Source organism: Shewanella algicola, assembly GCF_014648035.1.
Lineage (GTDB): Bacteria > Pseudomonadota > Gammaproteobacteria > Enterobacterales > Shewanellaceae > Shewanella > Shewanella algicola.
The window spans coordinates 53,645-76,386 of record NZ_BMQI01000011.1 but is presented as its reverse complement, the minus strand read 5'-3'; the positions used below and the strand labels follow the sequence as shown (position 1 = coordinate 76,386).

Below are 22,742 nucleotides of genomic sequence, written 5' to 3'. Positions count from 1 at the left end.
TATTGGCATGATGAAAACAACATAAAAATGCAGCCTATGAGCTGCATTTTTTATGACTGTTTGTCACACTGCCGTCATCGGTTCGGTATTGGTATCGACAAAAGCCAGAGTGCGATTTATGTTAGGGAACAAAGAACAAGCAAAAGCAGAACCCAAATATAGTGGCAACCCTTGTGGGCTAACATTGTCGCAATAGCAGAACTGTTCTTGTGTGAATATTTCAATACTCGTCCCTAAAGGGCAACGTTAGGTAATACAATGAAGCAGAATATTGTTCATATTGCACTCGTGGTAAAAGATTACGATGATGCAATCGATTTTTACGTAAACAAATTAAACTTTGAGCTTATCGAAGACACTTATCAGCCCGAACAAGATAAACGTTGGGTGGTTGTCGCGCCGCCAAACTCACATGGCACTGCGATATTACTGGCTAAGGCCTCCAAGCCTGAGCAGTACGATTTTATAGGTAATCAAACGGGCGGCCGCGTGTTCATCTTTTTGAATACCGATGATTTTTGGCGCGATTACAAGCGGATGAAATCGGTAGGTATTCACTTTGTACGTGAGCCACAAGAACAAGACTACGGCACCGTTGCGGTATTTGAAGATTTATACGGCAACTTATGGGATTTACTTCAGCTAAATCCTGATCATCCAATGGCAAAAAGATAGGTATCAACTGATATCGGCAAATAACCTGTAATGCTACTCATCCATTGTTCTTGCAACAATATGATTCATACATTGTCATTTAACTCAGTTTGCGGGTTTATCAGCTGCATTTATTGCCTAACATTAACTGCATCTGCATCAGCTTCTGTCCTTGGGTCCATTTCATAAGCCGTTGGGCTGGCCATATCTGTCACAGCGCGAAAGCTTTCTTTGGTTTCGAGCGTTGATGGGATTGTGTGACTACGGCGTCTCAATAACACGATAACAAAAAAGGTCGCGAGGCATATACCGGTAAAGGCATATAACCCTTGAGCACCAATTAGCCCCATAGCAAGTGATGCGATTGGCGCCCCGATTGCAGACGATAGGCCAAGTGTGATGAGCATGGCACTGCTTATTTCAACAAAGTCTTCTGAGGTTGCATTGTCGTTAGCGTGAGCTAAGCATATTGCGTACAACGTCATACAGGTTCCTCCCCAAAAAAAGGCCGAAATAGCGGCCGGCCAACCGCCAAAGGTACTGACAACATAGGGAAGTCCGATAAATAACATTGACACCAAAGCACCGGCTAGCGCGGTAAACATCAGCACACTTCGTCGATCAAAACGGTCAGAAAACTTACCTAAAGGCACCTGAAAACAAGCTCCACCAAACACGGTAGCGGATAAGAATGCGCCTAATTGAATACTGTCAAAACCATTATCTTTCGCATAAATAGGGGCCAAAGACCAAAATGCACCAGTAACAAACCCAGCAACTACGGCGCCAATCAGCGCGACATGAGAGTGTTTCCACACTTTGGCCATATTTAAGTTCACTTGTTTAACGACCTCGGGTGCAGATGAACGAGTCAACGACACTGGGATTATCGCAATGGATATGAATATAGCTGCTAAACCCAACAACATGGATTCCCTTGCACTGCCTAAGTTAAATAGCTGCTGACCACACATGACCATTACTAAATTTAATGTGGTGTAAATAGACCGTATTGAACCTCGGTTACTTGCTGATGATGTGCCGTTTAACCAACTTTCAATAATCATATATAAGCCAGAAATCACCACACCGATAAGAAAGCGTAACAACAGCCAGCTATAAAATTCAGGTAAAAGAGGGAACACTAAAATGACAACAGAATAGCTTGTTGCGAGTACGGCAAAGCTGCGTATATGGCCCACCCGCTTCAGCATGTAAGGGGTGGCTATGCAACCTGAGACAAAGCCTAAAAAATAGCCCGAGCCCGTTAATGCCACTTGCGTGTCGCTGAACCCTGATTCACTCGCTGCAATAGGCAGCAAAGTGAGCAATAAACCGTGGCCAAGCAATAAGAAGGCATTAGACAAGAGTAGAGATGAAATTGGGATTAACGCATTTAACATGTTACTCCAAAGGCTCGTATGTCTATGCACAGGCATACGGTGAGCCAATATTGGTAATATTTATTTCAGTTTTTTTATGCGGACTTTAATCCTGTGTGTGGCCGATGTAGATGCTATTGTTGTGCAACTCGACTATGACTAGCGTGCTAATGAGCGACTGTTGCAGTTAGATGAGCTTATCAGCATCATTAAGGTTGGAAGATTTATGCCAACTATTGGGATTGTTTTTTATTCAATATTATCAGATGATTAGTTTTTGAGTGTCACGATGAGATTAACTTCATAGCACCAACTCGGTAGGCATTTAATCAATGTTGCACTTATATTTAACAAACTTGAATATCACAAAGTGCCAAACAATTAGGGGAAGCGATGAATCTCAATCAAGTGACATTACCTGTGTCGAACATGGATAAGGCGGTGGCGTTTTATCAAGCTTTGGGGTTTACCTTAATCGTTGATACGCCACATTATACGCGCTTTGAATGCCCGATGGGGCAGAGTACTTTTTCGTTATCACTAGAGCCTGAGCCGACAATGAATGGCGCGGTGATTTACTTTGAGCATGCTGAGTTAGACCGCTGGGTAGATGACTTGCTAACAAAAGGGATTGAGTTTGCTCAGTTACCCACAGATGAAGCCTATTTATGGCGTGAGGCGATATTGTTTGACCCAAGTGGTAATAAAGTTAAGCTTTATTGGGCGGGGGAGAATCGCTTAAATCCGCCTTGGCGAGTTAATTCATAAACCGGAGCGAGCCGCTGACAGAGTTTACTATACTGCGTTGTGGTTAGGTGTAATGACGTTATCGTAATGTTAATGAGGGTTAAGCGATGTGCTGTCACATTAACCCCATCATAATCAGTTATAACTCGATGAAGATATCTTCAAGTGCTAAACGTGCTTTAGGTAGACCGTGATTATAATCTTCGCCATCCATGTGATAACCTATGGCTAAGGCCACGTCACATATATAACCCTCTAATTCGTGTTCAAACTCTTTACCAATTAAGGTGGCATCGACACCTTCCATCGGGGTTGAATCAATCCCTAAACGTGCCAGTACATGCAAAGTATTACCTAAGGCTATGTAGGTTTGTGCTTTAGTCCAGTAACCGTTATAACCACTTTCATCAGTATTTACCTCTGCAAAGGTAAACCCACCATTGAGCATATTATCAAACATCTCTGCCGGTAAATGGCCTGAGCTGACTTCGATATCCACTACTTTTTTGTACTGTTCTTTAGTAAAACGAGGATTGTAAGCAAATAAAATAATATGTGATGCCGCTTTTGCATGGTGTTGGTTAAATTGATACATGTTGGCATAAGTGTCATGAAAACGCTGCTTGGCTTCATCACTTTCTATAATGATAAATTTCCATGGTTGTGCATTAATTGAAGAGGCAGATAAACGCATTGCTTCTTTTAGCACGTCCATATCTTCAACAGATATACGTTTGCTTGGGTCATATTTTTTTGCAGTATAGCGGTTGTTTAGATCTTGAATGATTTGATGAGACATGTTTTTCTCCACATTAATATTTAAGCACACACACTTTGATGTTTTATAAACGAATTGTGATAGCGAACTAAAGCCTGTAGCTTTCTAAGTTGTGTGGATAATAAAGGTCATCACGCCGAATAGATATATTCATATCGTCCAATTATTATGGATAAATAGGTCCACAATAAGCTGTCTTACGACACAACAATAAGGGCATTTATAACCAAATGTTAAGCGAAGATGTCACTCATTAGGGTTTAGTGTGCAAATAAGCGATAGGGGTTAGTGTGAGCCGGGCAGGCGGTTTTACAAGGTGTGAAGGTGTGCTCAATACGCGAGACTTAAGTGTAAGGCGATTGTCCCACTTCTTCGGCGACCAGCCATACTCGCATATCAAACTCATACTGGTGATAGTCTGGCAGCATAAAAGTGCACAATTGATAAAAGGCTTTGTTGTGGTCTTTTTCACGAAGGTGGGCGAGTTCATGTACCACCACCATTTGCAGCAGTTCAAACGGGATGTGCTTTAAGCGTGAAGAGATACGAATTTCATTTTTAGCTTTGACTTTATTTCCTTGGCGTCGATTGACATAAGAATGTAATCCGAGTGCGTGGTGGCTGACATTAATTTTTTCATCAAAAATCACTTTTGCTAATGGATCTGATTGACGCATATAGGTGTTTTTTAACTCTATCGCCATATCATATAACGCTTTGTCAGTACGGATATCGTGCACGCGTGGGTAGCGACTTAAAAAGTGAGCACCTAATGCGTTGCTATCAACAAGCTGACCAATTTGCGCGACAACTTCAGGTCGGTAACCGCTTAAATAACGTAAAGCACTTTGTTCACTCTGACGCTGTTTAATGTCGGCGCTGGTAATGAGCTTGCTCATATCTGTTTTGGGCTTTAATGCCAGACTAGCAGATTTAAGCGGCATTTTTGGCGGAGCTTGGCGGCTTTTGGGTTTACTGTCTGACATGTTGGCAACTTGCGTGCAAATGTGAAGTGAGTGGTAATGACATGATTATGGCGTTACTGACTATTGCAGTAACGCCCTAATGTGGCAGTTTACGCTTTACCAAAAATAATGCGGTTGTGTTGTACATAAGCCACATCAAATGCGTTTTGTTGCACACGCTTAAGATCTAACGATTCAAAATCAACCTGCGGTGGGTTACGCTTTAACTGCTCTTTGATTGCAACAGGTGAGATAAGGTTGACCGGAAGGTCGGTAATTTGGATTGCCGCTTCTAATTTAAAGCTGGTGGCACTGCCGGCTAATTTACCTTTTTGTTCACGTTCAATAATGACAATTTGATCGACTTTATAATCTTCCATCAGTTTGTGAAAGGCGAAGTGAAACTCACGGATTGATTCCGTTTCATTTGAGTTTGATATGCTAAAAGACACTTTACGACATGCTGGTACGTTATAAGTTTCGCCTTCATAAGTCAGCATGCTGATAATGGCTTCGCCACCTTTTAATTCTACACCACAAATTTTCATGTTAATCCTTACTGTTTTGTTACTGCACATCAGTTTTACTGACGTGTCGTTATTCATTGAGTTGCGCAAATGAGGGTGCACACCCCTTTATATTGTTTGCTTAAAAGACGTTATTTAGTCTTCTGAGCTGTTGTCTTCTTCAATAATCTGAATTGGTTTGACTTTACGGCGCATTGGCGCGTCACCCACGTCAACACCAGTAATAAAGCGTTTATCACGCTTAGGTGCTGCTTTGGCCTTTTTAGCCTTATTGGTTTTATTGCCTGCAGCGACCTTGCTTTTGCTGGTGGCGGTTTTACCGGTTGTTGGCTTATCTTTTAAGCCGCTAAATTTAGCTTTCATGCCCTCAATAACCGTGAGGTCAAAGTTTTTACGTAAAAATAGCTGCACTTTTTTAAAGCTGTCCCAATCTTTGGGGCCAACAAATGATATCGCATCACCTTTAGCGCCAGCACGGCCCGTACGGCCAATGCGGTGTACGTATTCTTCAGCAAATTTTGGCATGTCAAAGTTAATCACTAATGACACGTTAACTAAATCAAGACCGCGAGATGCCACATCGGTGGTAACCAGTATTTGCGACTGACCACGGGCAAATTGATCCATAATTTGGTTACGAGCCGATTGTTTTAAGTCGCCGCTCAGCGCTGAAGTTGCAAAACCTTGTGATGCCAGTAATGTGGCCAAACGGTCAGTGTCAGCACGTGTCGCAGTAAAGATGATGACCTGCTTGTGCTGTTCTTGTTTAAGAATGTGTTGTAACAGCGCTTGTTTGTGGTCTAAGTGATCCGCAAGGATAATACGCTGGACAATATCTTTGTGCTCAGTATACGACTCACCAATGGCCACATGGCTTGGGGATTTAAGCAAAGTGGCAGCAATTTCGTTAATGCTGTCATGATCTAGGGTGGCAGAGAACATTAATGTCTGGCGACGCTTATGATCGGCTGCATCATTAATGGCTTTTAACTGCGGTGCAAACCCTAAGTCGAGCATACGGTCGGCTTCATCAAGAACCAGCAACTCAAGACCATTTAAATACAGGTGACGTTGTTGTAAGTGATCGGCAATACGACCTGGTGTGGCCACAATAAAATGTGGGTCACGTGCCAGAGCTTTAGCCTGGTCGTTAAAGTTTTCGCCGCCTAATACACTTATCGCTTTGTATTGGGTGTTGGCCACCAATAAACGCAGTTGGCCATATACCTGTTGAGCTAATTCGCGAGTGGGTAATAATACCAATACCCGCGGGTCTTTTTTAGACAAGGCGCGAGTCGAGATAACGCGTTGCATAGCGGGTAATAAAAACGCTAAAGTTTTACCTGAACCCGTTTTAGACGAGGCCATTAAATCTTTACCAGATAAGGCAATGGGCAGTGCTTGCGCTTGAACATCGGTAGGCGTGGTAATGCCAAGGTGCTTTAAACTGTCAAGCAGGCGCTTGTCCAATTGAAAATCGGTAAATTGCAAAGGTAAATCCCCTAAAAAATGATAGCCACGGATTATAGCCGTTTCACAGTGCTATAGCCAACAAGAGTCGCTTTAGTTATGCTATTTTTTGACAGTCATCATTTGTATGTTAAATCGATAGGAAGATTGGTTTTTCCAGAAACGATTATTGTTGAGTGATGGGAATCATAGTGTGTTTGGAAGGAATAAATATGACAAAGCCGACTGTAGGATTAGCATTAGGCAGCGGTGCCGCAAAAGGCTGGGCGCATATTGGGGTCTTAAATGGATTAGCCTCGTTAGATATTTATCCAGATAAAATCGCCGGTTGTTCTGTGGGCGCATTGGTAGGGGCTGCTTATGCTAATGAGCATTTAGATGAACTTGAAACCTGGGTCAGTGGTTTTTCTAGCTGGGATGTACTCGGGTTAATGGATTTAGGCTGGCGTAAAGGCGGCTTAATTAGTGGCGAAAAAGTGTTTGATGTTTTAGCGGGCCGTATTGGTAGCCTTGATATTGAAAAACTTAAACGTCCCTTTGCAGCAGTGGCAACAGACTTATATTCTGGACAGGAAATTTGGTTCAGAGAAGGAGACTTACGCCATGCCGTGCGAGCATCATGCTCGATGCCGGGTTTTTTACCCCCAGTACAACAAGACAACCGTTGGTTAGTCGATGGCGCTGTGGTTAATCCTGTGCCGGTGTCTTTGTGCCGTGCTATGGGGGTCGATATTGTTATTGCCGTTGATTTAAACGGTCATCGCCGTGGCCATATGCACATGTTGCCAGAACAAATTAAAAGTCGCGAGCCTAAACCATCAGAGCCGATTACAGAAAAAAAGCAGTTAGAGTCGGGTTTTATGGACCTATGGGGTAAAGGCAAAGATTACATGAGCGGCTTAACCGATAAGTTTTCCCTTGGCGGCAGTAAAACACACCCTGGGATGATTGCTGTAATGTCGCAATCAATGGACATTCTTGAGCAGCGCCATAAACGTTCACGGTTAATGGGCGAGCCACCTGATATTTGTATTGTGCCCGATGTTGCTGATATCGGCACCATGGAATTTCATCGTGCTAAAGAAGCGATTGAAGCAGGTGAAGCCGCAGTACATGACATTGCCCATTTATTAGAAGCAACATTATTTAAGCGATAATAAGTCGTAACAGGTTACACATTATCCATGGTATCCAGATGTAGCCTGTTGCGGAGCAATTTTAGCATTTTTATCTAAAGAAAATTCACTATTCCTGTTATACCCACCAGTCTGCTTTCTTATGATCTGGATCAAAGAAGCTTATCTCGATATAGCGCCTAATACACAGCATATAGTGTTAATTGATACTGCCGCGCCGATATATGGTGTTTATGCGGCATTCAGAAAAAGGTGGATTGTATGCTTGTTGTGGTGAAAAGGGACGGATGCCGTACTGCGTTTGACGCGAGTCGTATTAAAGATGCGGTAGTGGCTGCAATGGATTCTGCCGGGCAAGCAGACCATCAATATGCGTTGGAACTGGCTGAAACTGTACAAGCGCAAATGGCTGATAAAGCCCAGGTAGATATTCATGACTTACAAGATGCCGTTGAAGTCTTGTTAATGTCAGGTCCATTTAAATCAGTCGCACGTCATTATATTGAATACCGCCACGACCGTGACAAACACCGTGAAGCACAAAGCAAATTAAATTGCGCTATTCGTGGTTTAGTTGAGCAATCAGACAGTGCCATTTTAAACGAAAATGCCAATAAAGACGCTAAGGTCATTCCCACTCAACGTGACTTGTTAGCCGGCATTGTGGCTAAGCACTATGCTAAAACGCATTTATTGCCTAAAGATGTCGTCGCTGCCCACGAAAAGGGTGAAATCCATTACCACGATTTAGACTACGCACCTTTTTTCCCAATGTTTAACTGCATGTTAATTGACTTAGCTGGCATGTTAACTCACGGCTTTAAAATGGGTAATGCTGAAATTGAAACACCTAAATCAATTTCGACTGCAACAGCGGTCACGGCCCAAATTATTGCTCAGGTAGCAAGCCATATTTATGGTGGCACAACCATTAATCGTATTGATGAAGTGTTAGCTGAGTTTGTCCAAAAGAGTTATCAAAAACACCTTGAAGTGGCAAAAAAATGGCAGGTAGCTGACGAAAAAGGGTTTGCGATGACGCAAACTGAGAAAGAGTGTCACGATGCCTTCCAGTCTTTAGAGTATGAGGTTAACACCTTACATACCGCAAACGGACAAACGCCATTTGTGACCTTTGGTTTTGGCCTAGGTACCTCGTGGGAGTCACGTTTAATTCAGCAGTCAATGCTCACCGTACGTATGGCCGGTCTAGGTAAAAACCGCAAAACAGCCGTGTTCCCTAAATTGGTGTTTGGCATTAAAGATGGCGTGAATCATAAAGCGACTGACATTAATTACGACATTAAAAAAATGGCGCTTACTTGCTCAAGCATGCGCATGTATCCTGATATTTTAAATTATGACCAAGTGGTTAAAGTGACTGGTTCATTTAAAACACCAATGGGGTGTCGCTCATTTTTGGGTGCCTATGAAGAAGACGGTCAATTAATCCACGAAGGGCGTAACAATCTAGGTGTAGTGAGCTTAAACTTACCGCGTATCGCCTTAGAAGCCGGTAACGATGAACAACGTTTTTATCAGTTATTGGATCAACGTTTATTAATCGCTCGAAAAGCGCTCGATACTCGTATTGCGCGTTTAGAAGGGGTTAAAGCGCGTGTTGCCCCGATTTTATATATGGAAGGTGCATGTGGCGTGCGCTTAAATGCTGATGATGATGTGAGCGAAATCTTTAAAAATGGCCGCGCATCGATTTCATTAGGCTTTATTGGTTTACATGAAACCATCAATGCCATTTATGGCCACGACAAGCATGTGTTTGATGATGCGGCACTTCGCGATAAAGCAGTGGCGATTATCAGTAAACTTAAGCAAGCGACTGAATCTTGGAAACAAGAAACCGGTTATGGCTTTAGCTTATATAGTACACCAAGCGAAAACTTATGTAGCCGTTTTTGCCAACTTGATACCGCGCAGTTTGGTGTGGTTGCTGGCGTGACCGACAAAGGGTATTACACCAACAGCTTCCATTTAGATGTTGAGAAAAAAGTTAATCCGTTCGATAAGATTGATTTTGAACAACCTTATCCGGCCATCGCTAATGGTGGGTTTATTTGCTACGGCGAATACCCCAATATGCAACATAACATTGAAGCATTAGAAAACGTGTGGGATTACAGCTACAGCCGAGTGCCTTATTACGGTACCAATACCCCCATTGACGAATGTTACGATTGTGGCTTTATTGGTGAGTTTAATTGTACCAGCAAAGGTTTTGTGTGCCCTAAGTGTGGCAACCATGAACCCAGCCGAGTGTCGGTTACCCGCCGAGTATGTGGTTATTTGGGCAGTCCAGATGCAAGGCCATTTAACTTTGGTAAACAAGAAGAAGTTAAACGCAGAGTGAAACATTTGTAATGCATTACAGTGCTTATCACAGTGTTGATGTTATTAATGGCGAAGGTACCCGCTGTACATTATTTGTTAGCGGGTGCGAACATGCGTGTAAAGGGTGTTATAACCAAAGCACCTGGCGTGTTGATTCGGGTCATGTATTTACTCAAGCACTTGAAGACCAAATCATTGCTGATTTAACTGACACTCGCATTTCACGTCGTGGTTTGTCGTTAAGTGGCGGCGATCCGCTGCACCCTGCTAATGTTGAAACCATTTTACATTTAGTTAAGCGGGTTAAGCGTGAATGTCCAGACAAAGACATTTGGCTGTGGAGCGGTTATCAGCTTGATGAGTTAAGTGAGGCGCAACAAGCTGTGGTTGCATTGGTTGATGTATTGATTGACGGTAAGTTTGAGCAAGAAAATGCTGATCCCGCGCTATTGTGGCGCGGAAGCAGCAATCAGATAATCCACCGATTTACCCGTGAGTGATCCCAAGCTGATGGCGATAACGCTTAGTGCGTTGTTTGGTATTAAATTGATCAACGACTAAGCACCACAACGGCGAATCATTAGTTTGTGGCGCTTGCCCCTGGCTCATGCGTCTTAATTGTCGTTTAACCATCGCCATTGTGGCTAATCCCGCCAGCGTCTTATTTTGCCAATCTACCCGAGGTAATTGTGGGCTATATTCTGGCTGCGTTTGCCATAAGCTTGCTAGGGTAGGGTAAAATGCCAATGCACTGGCAACACCGCACATCACAAAACCAGCATCGAGTACTTGCTCGGCAATGGCTTTACGGCTAATTCCACCCGTTAACATCAATGGAATCGTCGACTTGGCCACTAATTGGCTGGTCAAACTGAGAAAGTAAGCTTCACGGGCGAGGGTTCGTTCATCAGCACTTCTGCCTTGCATGGCCGGTGCTTCATAACTGCCGCCAGATAATTCCACCATATCAACTTGATATTGCGCCAGCATAGCAATGACTTTTTCGGCATCATCAATATCAAAGCCGCCACGTTGAAAGTCAGCTGAATTAAGCTTAACTGCGATATCAAATTTATCACCGCAGTGCTGTCTGACTTGCTTAACGACCTCAAGTAGTAATTTTGATCTATTTTCAAGACTGCCACCCCATTCATCGCTGCGCTTATTGGTGAGCGGTGATAAAAATTGCGCTAATAGATATCCGTGGGCTGCGTGGATCTGCACACCATCAAATCCCGCTTGCTGAGCTAAGCTTGCGGTGGTGACAAATCGACTGATGACATCATTGATTTGCTCATGAGTCATGGCTTTAGGTTGTGAAAACATCGACGAATGTTTGCCCAAATCTAGCGCGATAGCCGACGGCGCTAGGTTCTTACCGCCCATGGCTTTGAACACCTGCCTACCAGGGTGATTAAGTTGCATCCATACTCGGGCGTTGTTTTGTTTGGCAATACTGGCCCACTGTGTAAATGGTGCTAAATCACTATCGGCTTCTAATGCGACGCCTCCTGGGCCTGTCATGGCATAACGGTCAACCATGACATTACCGGTAATCATTAAACCCACGCCACCTTTTGCCCACGCATCATAAAGTGCAAACAGCGCGCTATCAGGCTGTTGTTTTGCATTGGCGAGGTTTTCTTCCATGGCGGCTTTGGCAATGCGATTAGGGATAACGCTACCGTTGGGTAAGGTGTATGAGTTAAATAATCTGTCGGTCATTTAATGCTGTCCTTAAATAAGGGGATTAGATTATCCCTCTTTATTGATTAACCTGAGCTCGGGATAAGGGATGAACTTATGCTTTTAAAAATCAACATGTTATCATTACTAACTTTCAAGCTTGTCATTTGTTCTGCTAACAAAGCGAATTGACGCGTCAATAGCTAGTCTATTGTAAATCGATTCAACGCAGTTAGTAGGGCAAAGGACTGTTTGAAAGGCGTTTATTATCCCGAGCTCAGGTTGATTAATGCCCGTCATCATAAAGTAATACCACCATAAACAAAAACACTGCCAAGCACAGTAACGTGCAGGCAGTGTGTTGTGTGGTGTTGAGTGGTTTTGATTAGATACGGTAGGTTACCGTTAATTTCGCATTACGCTCTTCACCTGGTAAACCACCTAGGAACATGGCTTTTTCGTAATATGATTTGTTGAGTAAGTTATTAATATTTAGTTGAACTTTATAACGTTCCACATCATAACTAATGGCTGTGTCAAATACGGTGTAACTTGGCACATAACCGTCTGGAATACCAAATGAGCTTGAGTTAGTGCTACGCTGGCCGACATATTCAGCGCCTAAACTAATAGAAACCGGTGCGGGGAGGTCAAGCTCAGCAGCATAAGTGACCCAAGTGCTTGCAGTGACGTAGGGTACCCCTTTTTGACGTTGCCCATAGCCACTACTATTTGGGTTTTGGTTGTCTCGTGCATCTTGATATACTGCGTTTGCGTTAACTTGCCATTGATCGTTCAAATAGGCATTGAGATCTAATTCAACCCCTTTAGTATCTTCGCTACCATCATAGAAATAGGGGTCAATGTCTGTGGTTGTCTGGCTGCTGTCATAATCTGGATTCGAATAAGCCACGTTTGTGCGTGATGTTTTAAAAAATACCAATGACGCCAGTAATTGATCGTCAAATGCCTTTGTACGCAAACCAATATCGCTGCTGATTGATTCAGAATCATCTCTGTCAGCCTCACTGCCTGTTACATCACCGAGCACACTGTAGGCTGTACGTCCCTTCGAGTGATTGACGAAAATTGAAATATCGTCAGTTGGCATATAAGTTAATCCTAAGTTGAAGGTTATGCCATTATCCGTGGTATCTGCTTCCGGTTGCGGCTCAGCTAAACTACTGCTGTAACGTGAATCAACACCTAAATGTTGGTAAGTTTGTTTTATCTCATTAAATGCGACGCCAATACGGCTAGTCAATCCACCACCTAAATAACCAACATGTTGTACACCTACACCCCAAGCGGCTACGGTTTTATTGTAATTACTGGTCAATAATGGATCGTAGTCTTCAAAATCGCCTTCACCCCAATTAGGATCTCTAATGTCGTAGATATAAGGAAGTGAACCTTGATATGTTACGTCGCCATTGTTGTCCGTTAATACATAATCAGCATCCCAAATTGAATATTGCTGAAAACGAATGGTACGATCTTCAAAGTTGGCATTCACCAACAATTCGTTTTCAATGTTGCCAATATCAAAGTTGTATCGTAAATCGGCAAAGTATTGCCATGATTCTTCATCTGCAGAGACTTTACGGTATTCCTGACGACGAGCAGCATAAGGATAGAGTACGTCGTCTTCAACAAGTGGCGCACGAGGATCGTCGTTAATGACACCGTTTCTTTCCCAATAAACATAGTTGTAGGCGCCTGTTTGGCGAGCAAAACTGGTGTCATAGTTACGGTATTGCAACTGCTGATTTAAGAATAGATTATCCGTTAAATAAATATTATGGGTTAATTTGAAGCGAAGTTCTTCGCCTTCGTTATCTTTAGCCATAGGCGAAATTAAGCCATTATGCCCAAAGTCATAGGGGGGTTGCCCATCTGTGTTACTAAGAGAATCTGCGAGTTGTTGACGCTGTTCATCTGAGAGTTGCACCCCATTACCATTAGGATCATTAACCAGATCTTTCCCGCTAACTTGGTCTGCTGTTTTCCCATCGACAGAGTCAGCGTTATAGATTCGGATAGGATGACCGATGGAGTCAACAGGAATTGAATCGTTGATGTAAGCGACAGATAGCATGATATTTTGATCATCGCTTAAGTCAAACTTCAACGAACCATACACTTCATCTCTATCGGTTCCGAGGTCACGATATCCATCACTACGCGCACTTTTGGCGACAACCCTATAGGCGACATCATCACTGACGGCTCCAGTGCTGTCAGCCATAAATGAATAAGTGTCCCATTGGCCCACCTCTGCCTCAAATAGGTGTTGACTGACAAACTCTGGTTTTTTTTCTATTAAATTGATTACGCCGCCAGCACTGCCAATACCGTAAAGTCCAGTAGCAGGGCCTTTTAAGACTTCAACTGAACTGACGTTAGTTAACGATCTTGTAGGGTTAAACGTATTGCTTAAACCGGCACCGCCATACATTCCGTCATAAGTGTAATTAGCGCCTAAACCTCGAATAATTAAATTATCACCTATACCATAGTTGTTACCAGCTTGGGTTACACCACTGATATTACGTATTAAATCTTGCATATTGCTCACGCCTTGTGAGTCAATTAACGATTCATCGACAATCACGACCGCTGCAGGTGTTTCCATGAGTGACATGTCGGATTTGGTTGCAAGTCCTGAATTCTTGACCACTTGATTTTGACGACCATAAACCGTAATCCGTTCATAATCATCAGATGAGATTTGGGGTTCTGCGATGATGTCATCGGGTGACTTATCTTGAGCATAAACAGGAAATAACGCACTGTGACATGCGATAGTGAGCAGTGATAAACGAAGCGATTTCATAGATGCGACCTTTATATAAATTAATGGCGCGAATGATAATGATTATCATAAAGATTGCAATGGTATTTGTGTTTAAATGTAAAAATTTACATTTAAACACAAAGGCTTGTATGAAAAACAACCAAATGGTTGTGAGGGGTAACAATACACCGTTAAGGTAAGCGTTATTAACGTTGAGTCGATATTACTCCACCATTAATCAGAGTTGTTAAGTGAATGACATTATCTAAGTAAAAATCGTTATTAAAGCTCAATCTAGCAACATAAATTGTCGTTTAGGTTATTTCTGTTTGGGAATGAGCGATTAGGATGCAGCCAGAATATGAGGAAAATTGTTATTTGACTCAGATAACCATGGTTTGGTTGTCGCATATTGAGTGGTTTTGGGTATATAATCTGCGTCCGAAAAGGTGTTGTATTGGCACAATGAAGTCGCCTTTCACCAAACACACCAAAGTATTTAAGGTATTCAAATGAATTTAAAGCAAGAACTGCAAACATTAAATGATAAATTAGACAAGTTTCGTCGCAAGCTTGTTGCGGCTGAACAACGCGGTGATACTGCGGTTATCATGCAGTTTAAGAAAGAAATTACCACTGTAACTAAGCGTATTGCCAGCATTAAAGGTCAGCAAACGCGCCAGTTAAGCAAAGAAGGTACTGCGTTAAAAACGCTTGGTTTTAAGCGCACATTAACGAAAGCTGAACAAGCTGATATGGGCAAGTTAAATAAGTCTGTTAAAGGCTTGGTTGTTGTGCATCCTTTGACGGCATTAGGTCGTGAAATGGGCATTTCAGAAGTCACTGGTTTTGCTCCAGCTAAATTTTAATTAAATCATTTACAGTTAGTTGTCGTAAGGTTAATTCATGTCGATAAAATATATCGCAACATCCAAATTACCCACTCCCTGGGGCGTGTTTGATATGCACGGTTTCGAAGAAACCGCTACAGGTAAAGAACATGTTGCGCTGACATTTGGTCAAATTGACTCTAATCAAGCTATATTGGGCCGGATTCATTCAGAGTGTTTAACGGGTGATGCTTTATTCAGTTTACGCTGTGATTGTGGTTTCCAATTACAATCTGCGATGCAAAGTATTGCTGAAAAAGGCCAAGGCTTTTTACTGTATTTACGTCAAGAAGGCCGCGGTATTGGTTTGCTTAACAAAATTCGTGCTTACGAGTTACAAGATGCAGGTGCCAATACGGTTGAAGCCAATGTGCGTTTAGGCTTTGAGGCTGACATGCGTAAATACGACATGATAGCACCTATGCTTAAACAAATTGGCGTTGAAAAAGTCAACTTAATGACTAATAACCCGCGTAAAGTGATGGCCATGCAAGATGTGGGCATTGAAGTGGTTGAGCGTATCCCATTACAAGTGGGTAAAAATCGTTACAATGAGTCATATTTAAAAACCAAGTCGACTGAGCTTGGTCATATGATGTCTGAACATCATTTCAACGATGAATAAGCAGATCGAATAATAACGATATGGTGATAAATCAAAGGCGACATCATAGTCTTGTGGGTTTATTATCGTGTCGTTTTTTCCGTTTATCTTGGCTTGTTTGTGCGCTCGTTTTACCTTCCATCTTGACGACATATTATGCTTTCGCAGAAGAGATTACCTCCGAACCTGATGCATCACACTATGCTTTTGCCAATTATTTAGGTAGCGGTATCTATCGCACCTCTGGGCAAAGCGCTGCGGTGGTGAATATTCCTTTAGGCTTTGATCTTGAGGAGTCAGACGAGCACCTTTTGAAGTTACGCTTAACGGCATCATTGGGTTTTTTTGATTATTCCTTTAATGACTTACCTGGTGGCAGCTTTCCTAAAAGCGTCGGTACGTTAACCCTGACTCCAGGCATAGAATATCATTGGCTGGTCGACGACCAATTGACGTTAGAGTCTTACGTTGATTTGGGATACGGGCATAACTTTTCGACCCATAGCCATGTGGGTATTTACTCTACTGGCTTGTCGAGTTTGTACCGTTTCGGCTCCTCTGAATATAGCCATGTGTGGGTTAATCGTCTTTACTACGCCGGCTATAAGAGTAATCAAAACGACAACACAGAGGGGTATTCGGTACTAAAAACCGGTATTGATTTAGCTTTGAATTACGACTGGCAATGGGATGATATTCGGGTTGAACCGAGAATGTTTGTCGCAGGGCACTGGTACTTTAACCAACTAAAATTTGTCACACCCGTCGGTAAAAATATCCTAACGTCATACACTTATGAAATCGGTTCGACTTTAGCTTTCTCTAAGCCCATTAATTTTTCGGCTATTGGTTTAGACAGTATTGAAATTGATCATTTCGGATTAAGTTATCAAGTGGGCGGCGGTTTAAAAGTATGGCGTTTGATTTTTGAGTTCCCGTTATAGGCCATTTCAACGGGGGGCGTTAAATTATTAACACTTTAATCATTTACACTGTAAGAATTGGTATTAAAGACATCAATAGTTGAAACGTAAACTTAAAAAAGTGCTGAATATTCAGCACTTTTTTTATTTATCGATTATCCGTTGCCCCAAATATCGGCATTAACAGGCTTACCCGAGGTATCGGTTGATTTTTTGGTTTGGGCTTTAACCGTTTGAGGCTTTTTCGCCGCGGCGTGTGGAGCTACTGGCCTGCGAGAGTCATCTTTAGGGGGCGGTAATGGTAGCTTATTGGCTTTAAGGTACAAGTATTCAACTTTGTCACGTGCCCAAGGGGTTTTACGTAAAAACTTTAAGCTCGACTTAACACTTGGGTTTTCTTTAAAACACATAATGTTAATTCTAGAAGCTAATTCTTCCCAACCATATTTTTCAACAAGTTCGGTGACGATAGTTTCCAGCTTAATGCCGTGAAGAGGGTTGTTTGCTTGTGTCATGGACCGTTTGAGCTAATTAAGTTTGTCAATATTATACCTGTATAATAACGAAAGTGATATCCACACAAAAACGGCAGCCTCGGCTGCCGTTTTATCATGAGGGGAAGATTATTGTTCGTTTGCTAGAGTGATGTTGTCTTCATCATCTGAATCAATATCACCTTTACCTTTGGTTTTAATGATAATCAGTGCGGCAACAATTGCTGTGGTCACAATACCTGCCACTGTCGATACTGTCATGGGTAAGCCTGCACCTAAGGTTGATGAGTTCAACATAAAGCTAATCACAACACAGGTCATAAACATCGCTGGTACAGTACAAATCCAGTGGAACTTATTATGACGAAGTAAGTAAGCCGCTGCCGTCCAAAGCATCAGTACTGCAGTAGTTTGGTTAGCGACACCAAAGTAGCGCCAGATAATACCGAAGTCGACTTGAGTTAATACCGCACCGATAGCAAATAATGGAATGGCTAACAAAAGACGTTTTGGTAACTGAACCTGTTTGATGTTAAAGAACTCAGCCAAGATTAAGCGTGCAGAGCGAAATGCGGTATCGCCAGAGGTAATCGGCAGTACGATAACACCCAAAATTGCTAAGAAGCCACCAAATGCGCCAAGTAACCCGTTAGATGCTTCGTATACTACGTTGGCAGGGTTACCCGCCATACCGGCATTAAGGCCTTCAACACCACCAAAGAATGATAATGCAATAGCACACCAGATTAACGCGATAACACCTTCACCAATCATGGCACCAAAAAACACAAAGCGCCCATTTGATTCGTTTTCAACACAACGCGCCATTAATGGCGATTGAGTTGCATGGAACCCTGATACTGCACCACATGCAATGGTAATGAACAGCGCTGGCCATAATGGCATGTCGTTAGGATTAAGGTTGGTAAAGAAATCACCCATAACAAAACCAGGTAACATGGTGTGCTCAGATGACAGCATTAACGCAATGGTTAAGCCCACTGACATAAACACTAATAACGCGCCAAAGAATGGGTAAAAACGACCGATGATTTTATCGATTGGTACGATGGTCGCGATTAAGTAGTAGCTGAAAATGACACCTACAAAGATAGCTGCATCGTATCCAGTTAATTTGCTTAGTAAGCCTGCAGGCGCTGAAATAAAGACCACACCCACTAACAGTAATAAGATAATCGCAAACAGATTCATAAAGTGTTTAGCGTTTTTTCCTAAGTATTTACCGGCTAAATTAGGTACCGATTGGCCATTGTTACGCACCGATAGCATACCTGAGAAGTAATCGTGGACTGCACCAGCAAAAATACAACCAAACACAATCCATAACATGGCTGCTGGGCCATATAACGCCCCTAAAATAGGGCCAAAAATAGGGCCGACACCGGCAATGTTTAATAACTGAATTAAGTAAACTTTACCTTTAGACATTGGCACGTAATCGACGCCATCCGTTTGGGTAAAAGCAGGGGTTTGTCTTTGGGTGTTAATGCCGAATACTTTTTCAACAAAAGCCCCGTAAATAAAATACCCACCGATGAGTAAGCCAACGCAGAGTAGAAACCAAGTCATTTTTTATATCTCCCCATAAATATAGTAAGACAAGGTTAAAGGATCTCTGTGAACTATTGGGGCGAAACTCAGTAACAGGTCAATTTGATGGGGTAAGCGGTAAATAACACCCTTAATCCGTTTTATCGTTAAGCAAAGCGTGCTGTAAATCACGCATGAAGTTGATCACTGAAACCCCAGTAATTGCTTTAACTCTTTAAGGTATCGACGTGATACCGGCACTTTCGCGCCAGTATGAGTGGTGACTTCTGCGCCGCTGTCGGTGATTTCAATTTCTGATATCGCATCCGCTGAGAGTAGATATTGTTTATGGCATCTAAATAACGGCGTTTTTTCTTCTAATACTTTGAGGGTGAGCTGAGTGTGAGACACCCCTTTGTTTGAATGAACATGAATGCCGCCCACATCACTGACAATAAATTCAACATCGGTGGTGGTGACCACTTTGAGTTTACTGCCAATGTAACAAGGTAAGTGAGCCAGTTGGCTGGGTAATATGTTTTCCATCGGTTGTGGCGTCATATTACTGCGCACTTTATCGAGGGTTTGATTAAAGCGTTTTTCATCAATCGGTTTTAATAAATAATCGAATGCATTGTTATCAAAAGCTTTTACGGCGTATTCATCAAAGGCAGTAATAAATACCGCTCGTGGCATTTGTTCTGGGTTGAGCATGGCGATTAATTCCATACCGTTGATCCGCGGCATTTGAATATCAACAAAGATTAAGTCTGGCTTATGTTGATTAATTTGTTGTAAAGCTTCAATGGCATTACCGCATTGGCCTAACACGTCAAAGTCTGGATGTTTATCGAGTAAATCAGCCACTTCCTGACGAGCAAAGGGTTCATCATCAATAATTAAACAGCGGATCATAATGTGGCCTCGTCAAGGGGAATACGCACTTGCACACAAGTGTATTCATCTGTTTTGCAGTGAACCTCGATACCATATCGTTCACCAAAAAGATTTTGTAATCGTTTATGGACGAGGTTCATCCCTAATCCCTCAGTATTGGTTGAGGGTTGGTATAACCCGGCATTATCGGTAACACTGAGCAGCAGGTCATTGCCGTCGGTGCTGGCTTTGACCTTTATCACGCCTTCATCGAACAGCAATGAAGTGCCATGTTTAACGGCATTTTCGATTAACGGCTGCAAGGTAAATGCAGGCATTTTGTGGTGATGATAAATGGCGGGAATAGCAATACTCACCTCAAGCTTGTCGATAAAACGGGCGTGCTCAATGGCAAGATAAGCGTCGATATGTTCTAGCTCATCAGCGAGGGTGACAAGGCCTGTGGTGCGAGTGAGATTAATGCGCAAAAATTGTGACAATTGTTTAATGAGTTTTTTGGCCATGGGTGGATCACGGCTAATAATTGCGCCAATGGTGTTTAAAGCATTAAACAAAAAATGGGGGTTAACCTGGGCGTGGAGTAATTTAATTTCGGCTTGCATCAATAAGTTTTTTTGTTGTTCAAAGCGGCCATATAAAATTTGATTGGACAACAACCGAGCAATGCCTTCTCCCAATGTACGGTTGATGTTGAGAAACAGCTTATTTTTAGGCTCATACAGTTTAATGGTGCCAACAACTTCGTCGTTACTGCGCAAGGGAATAACTAAACTTGAACCAAGATTACAATGAGTTGATATGGAGCAAGCGTAAGTTGTGTCAACGCCGTCGGCAAACATCACCTTGTTTTGAGCGATGGCGTCTAAGGTGATTTTTGATGAAATTGGCGTATTGGGCAGATGGTGGTCGGCACCAATCCCAATAAAGGCTAATAGTTTGTGTCGGTCGGTAATGGCTACAGCACCAACACGGGTTTCTTCAATGATAATTTGCGCCACTTTTTGGCTCGACTCTTCATTAAATCCTTTGGATAAAATACCGACACTGCGTTCAGCAATTTTTAGGGCATTGGTTGAAAAACTCGAAGATAATTTATCGAACATGGTTTTTTGGTCGCGCACTATGCTCATAAACATGGCCGCGCCCAAAGAGTTAATGAATAACATGGGAGGAGCAATAACATAAACCAATTCCCAGGCTTGATCGAACGGTTTGGCAATGAGTAAAATCAGGCTCATCTGTAATAACTCGGCCGCAAATGTCACCATAAAAACCCAGGCAGGGTTGTATAGCGACTCTTCTTTGCCAACCTTTTTCAAATAATAACTGAATAAACCGGCAGATAAGCCTTCGAGTGTGGTTGAAATAGCACAAGCCAGATCGGTAAAGCCGCCCATAGAGTAACGGTGCAAACCACCCGTTAAGCCCACAAAGAAACCAGTAACCGGCCCGCCAAGTAATCCGCCTAACACGGCGCCCATTGCTCGGGTGTTGGCTATCGCACCGGTGGTTTGTTCACCAAAATAGGTTGCCAGAATACAAAATAGTGAAAACACCACATAAATAAAGACTTTGTGGGGCAAGCGTTTTGAGCTTTCGGCAAATAACTTAAATAGTGGCGTTTTACTTACCAAATACACAATAACGAGGTACACGCACATTTGTTGCGTGAGTAATAAAATCAGCGACATGAGTTCTCACAAGATAATGATAACGGTTGAGTTACCCCAATCGAAGTTAAGTGGCGTAGCTAAATTAGCATGCGTGAATGATATTAAGTGAAATGAAACACCGTTAACGTGACGACTTACTCAATATGGTTAATTGAGCCGTGTCTTGCTGCTGATAAAATTCATCTATCAACACTCTAAGGATTTTTGATTTAGCTATTTTGGTGGTTTTGGCTATTTCGTCAAGTTGTGAAATGCTTTTTTCGGTCAGGGTAAATGTGGCATGACGATAGATTTTTGTGCTTTTTTTATCGAGGCCTTTAAGAAACTGCGCAGTGGTTTGGCTCGGAGAGTTTTGCTCCGAGGTTTTACCTAAAGCATAGTTGTTGGCATCTTCAATAAACTCATCAACTGACACTTTGTTACGAGTGTCTTTGAGCTTCTTGCGTTTAAGATCAGTTAAACTCATAACGGTTTTCTGGCGGTATGGCAAAAAGCTCATCAGCAATGGCGCGGATCTCATCGGCTGCTTTGCCATCGGGTTCGATTTCTATTACAGAAGAGCCACTTTCTTCACTGTCATCGTAGATATTACGGCTAAAGGTGACTGAGTCTAGCGCGCGTAATCCGAATGATTGAACCACTTCTTTGGCTTCTAAAATGCGTTTAACTTGCGATGGAAGTGCAGGGCATTGGGTAATGACAATCGATGCGACCATTTTAGGGTTAACCATTTTACAGGTGCTTAGCATGTCTTCCATGTGCGGTAAGGTTTTCAAATCACGGCGTTTAGGCCGTAATGGAATGACCACATAAGTGGCGACTGACATCGCTGCTCGCATGGCTAAGTTATCTTGGCCACCACAATCAACAATCACGTAGTCAAAGCGCTCGTCTAAACTCAATAAGTCATTACGTATTTTACCGTAGAGTTGAATACAATTAATGGCTTTTAAGCTGGGGTCATTGTTACGAGCTTGGATCCAATCAGATGTGGTTCGCTGTGGATCACAATCAACCATCAATACGTTGGCATCGAATTTTTGGGTAATATACACCGCAAGGTTTTGCGCTAAACAGCTTTTACCGCTGCCGCCTTTTTCTCCACCAACGAGCAATATCATGTTTGGGTCCTCTATGCTTAACTAACGCTGCAAATAGTTGATGCTGGTTATTGATTGAGTATAGAGCAGCCCACTAAGACTGCATGAAATATTCAATG

General features: G+C 42.5%; 21 protein-coding genes. 8 read left to right on the top strand and 13 right to left on the bottom strand.

Annotation, left to right across the window (positions count from 1 at the left end; all coding sequences use genetic code 11):
- Positions 1-258 precede the first annotated feature (258 nt).
- Positions 259-675: a VOC family protein gene (locus IEY42_RS06695; protein WP_188924528.1), complete on the top strand. Its 417-nt coding sequence runs from the start codon at positions 259-261 to the stop codon at positions 673-675.
- Positions 676-785: 110 nt separating this feature from the next.
- Here IEY42_RS06695 and IEY42_RS06690 read toward each other — a convergent pair whose 3' ends face one another.
- A complete protein-coding gene (locus IEY42_RS06690) occupies positions 786-2,057 on the bottom strand; it encodes an MFS transporter (protein ID WP_188924527.1) in 1,272 nt (423 codons plus the stop codon).
- A gap of 372 nt (positions 2,058-2,429) precedes the next feature.
- Between IEY42_RS06690 and IEY42_RS06685 the strand changes: the two genes are divergently transcribed.
- Positions 2,430-2,804, top strand: coding sequence for a VOC family protein (locus IEY42_RS06685; RefSeq protein WP_188924526.1), 375 nt, complete (start codon positions 2,430-2,432; stop codon positions 2,802-2,804).
- A gap of 118 nt (positions 2,805-2,922) precedes the next feature.
- On the opposite strand, the gene IEY42_RS06680 is transcribed toward IEY42_RS06685, so the two are convergent.
- From IEY42_RS06680 to IEY42_RS06665, 4 genes are all read right to left on the bottom strand, one after another.
- Positions 2,923-3,582 carry a nitroreductase family protein gene (locus tag IEY42_RS06680; protein WP_188924525.1) on the bottom strand — a complete coding sequence of 220 codons (660 nt, stop codon included), beginning with the start codon at positions 3,580-3,582 and terminating at the stop codon, positions 2,923-2,925.
- 323 nt (positions 3,583-3,905) lie between these two features.
- On the bottom strand, positions 3,906-4,460 hold the full coding sequence (locus IEY42_RS06675; protein WP_229779951.1) for a YgjP-like metallopeptidase domain-containing protein: 555 nt from the start codon (positions 4,458-4,460) through the stop codon (positions 3,906-3,908).
- 176 nt (positions 4,461-4,636) lie between these two features.
- Complete coding sequence (locus IEY42_RS06670; RefSeq protein WP_160054323.1) at positions 4,637-5,074, bottom strand: DUF3010 family protein; 438 nt, start codon at positions 5,072-5,074, stop codon at positions 4,637-4,639.
- A gap of 114 nt (positions 5,075-5,188) precedes the next feature.
- Positions 5,189-6,544, bottom strand: coding sequence for a DEAD/DEAH box helicase (locus IEY42_RS06665; protein WP_188924524.1), 1,356 nt, complete (start codon positions 6,542-6,544; stop codon positions 5,189-5,191).
- Between the two features lie 191 nt (positions 6,545-6,735).
- On the opposite strand from IEY42_RS06665, the gene rssA reads away from it, so the two are divergent.
- The 3 genes from rssA to nrdG all read left to right on the top strand — a co-directional run bounded on the left by rssA (position 6,736) and on the right by nrdG (position 10,508).
- Entirely contained in the window at positions 6,736-7,680 is a 945-nt protein-coding gene (gene rssA, locus IEY42_RS06660; protein ID WP_188924523.1) for a patatin-like phospholipase RssA, read from the top strand.
- Between the two features lie 240 nt (positions 7,681-7,920).
- Positions 7,921-10,038: an anaerobic ribonucleoside-triphosphate reductase gene (gene nrdD, locus IEY42_RS06655; protein ID WP_188924522.1), complete on the top strand. Its 2,118-nt coding sequence runs from the start codon at positions 7,921-7,923 to the stop codon at positions 10,036-10,038.
- Positions 10,038-10,508 carry an anaerobic ribonucleoside-triphosphate reductase-activating protein gene (nrdG, locus tag IEY42_RS06650; protein WP_188924521.1) on the top strand — a complete coding sequence of 157 codons (471 nt, stop codon included), beginning with the start codon at positions 10,038-10,040 and terminating at the stop codon, positions 10,506-10,508. Before nrdD ends, nrdG begins: the two co-directional genes overlap by 1 nt.
- On the opposite strand, the gene IEY42_RS06645 is transcribed toward nrdG, so the two are convergent.
- Positions 10,495-11,733: an NADH:flavin oxidoreductase/NADH oxidase family protein gene (locus tag IEY42_RS06645; RefSeq protein WP_188924520.1), complete on the bottom strand. Its 1,239-nt coding sequence runs from the start codon at positions 11,731-11,733 to the stop codon at positions 10,495-10,497. The genes nrdG and IEY42_RS06645 overlap by 14 nt on opposite strands.
- A gap of 346 nt (positions 11,734-12,079) precedes the next feature.
- Positions 12,080-14,530 (bottom strand): TonB-dependent receptor, encoded by a 2,451-nt coding sequence (locus tag IEY42_RS06640; protein WP_188924519.1) that lies wholly within the window; start codon positions 14,528-14,530, stop codon positions 12,080-12,082.
- A 473-nt stretch (positions 14,531-15,003) separates the two neighbouring features.
- Here IEY42_RS06640 and IEY42_RS06635 point away from each other — a divergent pair, with 473 nt between their 5' ends.
- From IEY42_RS06635 to IEY42_RS06625, 3 genes are all read left to right on the top strand, one after another.
- Positions 15,004-15,360 (top strand): YibL family ribosome-associated protein, encoded by a 357-nt coding sequence (locus IEY42_RS06635; RefSeq protein WP_188924518.1) that lies wholly within the window; start codon positions 15,004-15,006, stop codon positions 15,358-15,360.
- Between the two features lie 37 nt (positions 15,361-15,397).
- On the top strand, positions 15,398-16,006 hold the full coding sequence (gene ribA, locus IEY42_RS06630) for a GTP cyclohydrolase II (RefSeq protein ID WP_188924517.1): 609 nt from the start codon (positions 15,398-15,400) through the stop codon (positions 16,004-16,006).
- Positions 16,007-16,128: 122 nt separating this feature from the next.
- Positions 16,129-16,929, top strand: coding sequence for a hypothetical protein (locus IEY42_RS06625; RefSeq protein WP_229779948.1), 801 nt, complete (start codon positions 16,129-16,131; stop codon positions 16,927-16,929).
- Positions 16,930-17,063: 134 nt separating this feature from the next.
- Here the strand turns inward: IEY42_RS06625 and IEY42_RS06620 are convergent, their stop codons facing one another.
- The 6 genes from IEY42_RS06620 to IEY42_RS06595 all read right to left on the bottom strand — a co-directional run bounded on the left by IEY42_RS06620 (position 17,064) and on the right by IEY42_RS06595 (position 22,644).
- Positions 17,064-17,423: a VF530 family protein gene (locus IEY42_RS06620; RefSeq protein WP_229779947.1), complete on the bottom strand. Its 360-nt coding sequence runs from the start codon at positions 17,421-17,423 to the stop codon at positions 17,064-17,066.
- Positions 17,424-17,531: 108 nt separating this feature from the next.
- The gene (locus IEY42_RS06615; RefSeq protein ID WP_188924515.1) at positions 17,532-18,992 is read right to left on the bottom strand and encodes a carbon starvation CstA family protein; all 1,461 of its coding nucleotides are present in this window, start codon (positions 18,990-18,992) and stop codon (positions 17,532-17,534) included.
- Positions 18,993-19,157: 165 nt separating this feature from the next.
- Positions 19,158-19,868 (bottom strand): two-component system response regulator BtsR, encoded by a 711-nt coding sequence (gene btsR / locus IEY42_RS06610; protein WP_188924514.1) that lies wholly within the window; start codon positions 19,866-19,868, stop codon positions 19,158-19,160.
- Positions 19,865-21,541, bottom strand: coding sequence for a sensor histidine kinase (locus IEY42_RS06605; RefSeq protein WP_188924513.1), 1,677 nt, complete (start codon positions 21,539-21,541; stop codon positions 19,865-19,867). The genes btsR and IEY42_RS06605 overlap by 4 nt, the downstream gene beginning before the upstream one ends.
- Before the next feature lie 103 nt (positions 21,542-21,644).
- Positions 21,645-21,989, bottom strand: coding sequence for a replication protein RepA (locus IEY42_RS06600; protein WP_188924512.1), 345 nt, complete (start codon positions 21,987-21,989; stop codon positions 21,645-21,647).
- The gene (locus IEY42_RS06595) at positions 21,976-22,644 is read right to left on the bottom strand and encodes an AAA family ATPase (protein ID WP_188924511.1); all 669 of its coding nucleotides are present in this window, start codon (positions 22,642-22,644) and stop codon (positions 21,976-21,978) included. Before IEY42_RS06595 ends, IEY42_RS06600 begins: the two co-directional genes overlap by 14 nt.
- Positions 22,645-22,742: the final 98 nt, after the last annotated feature.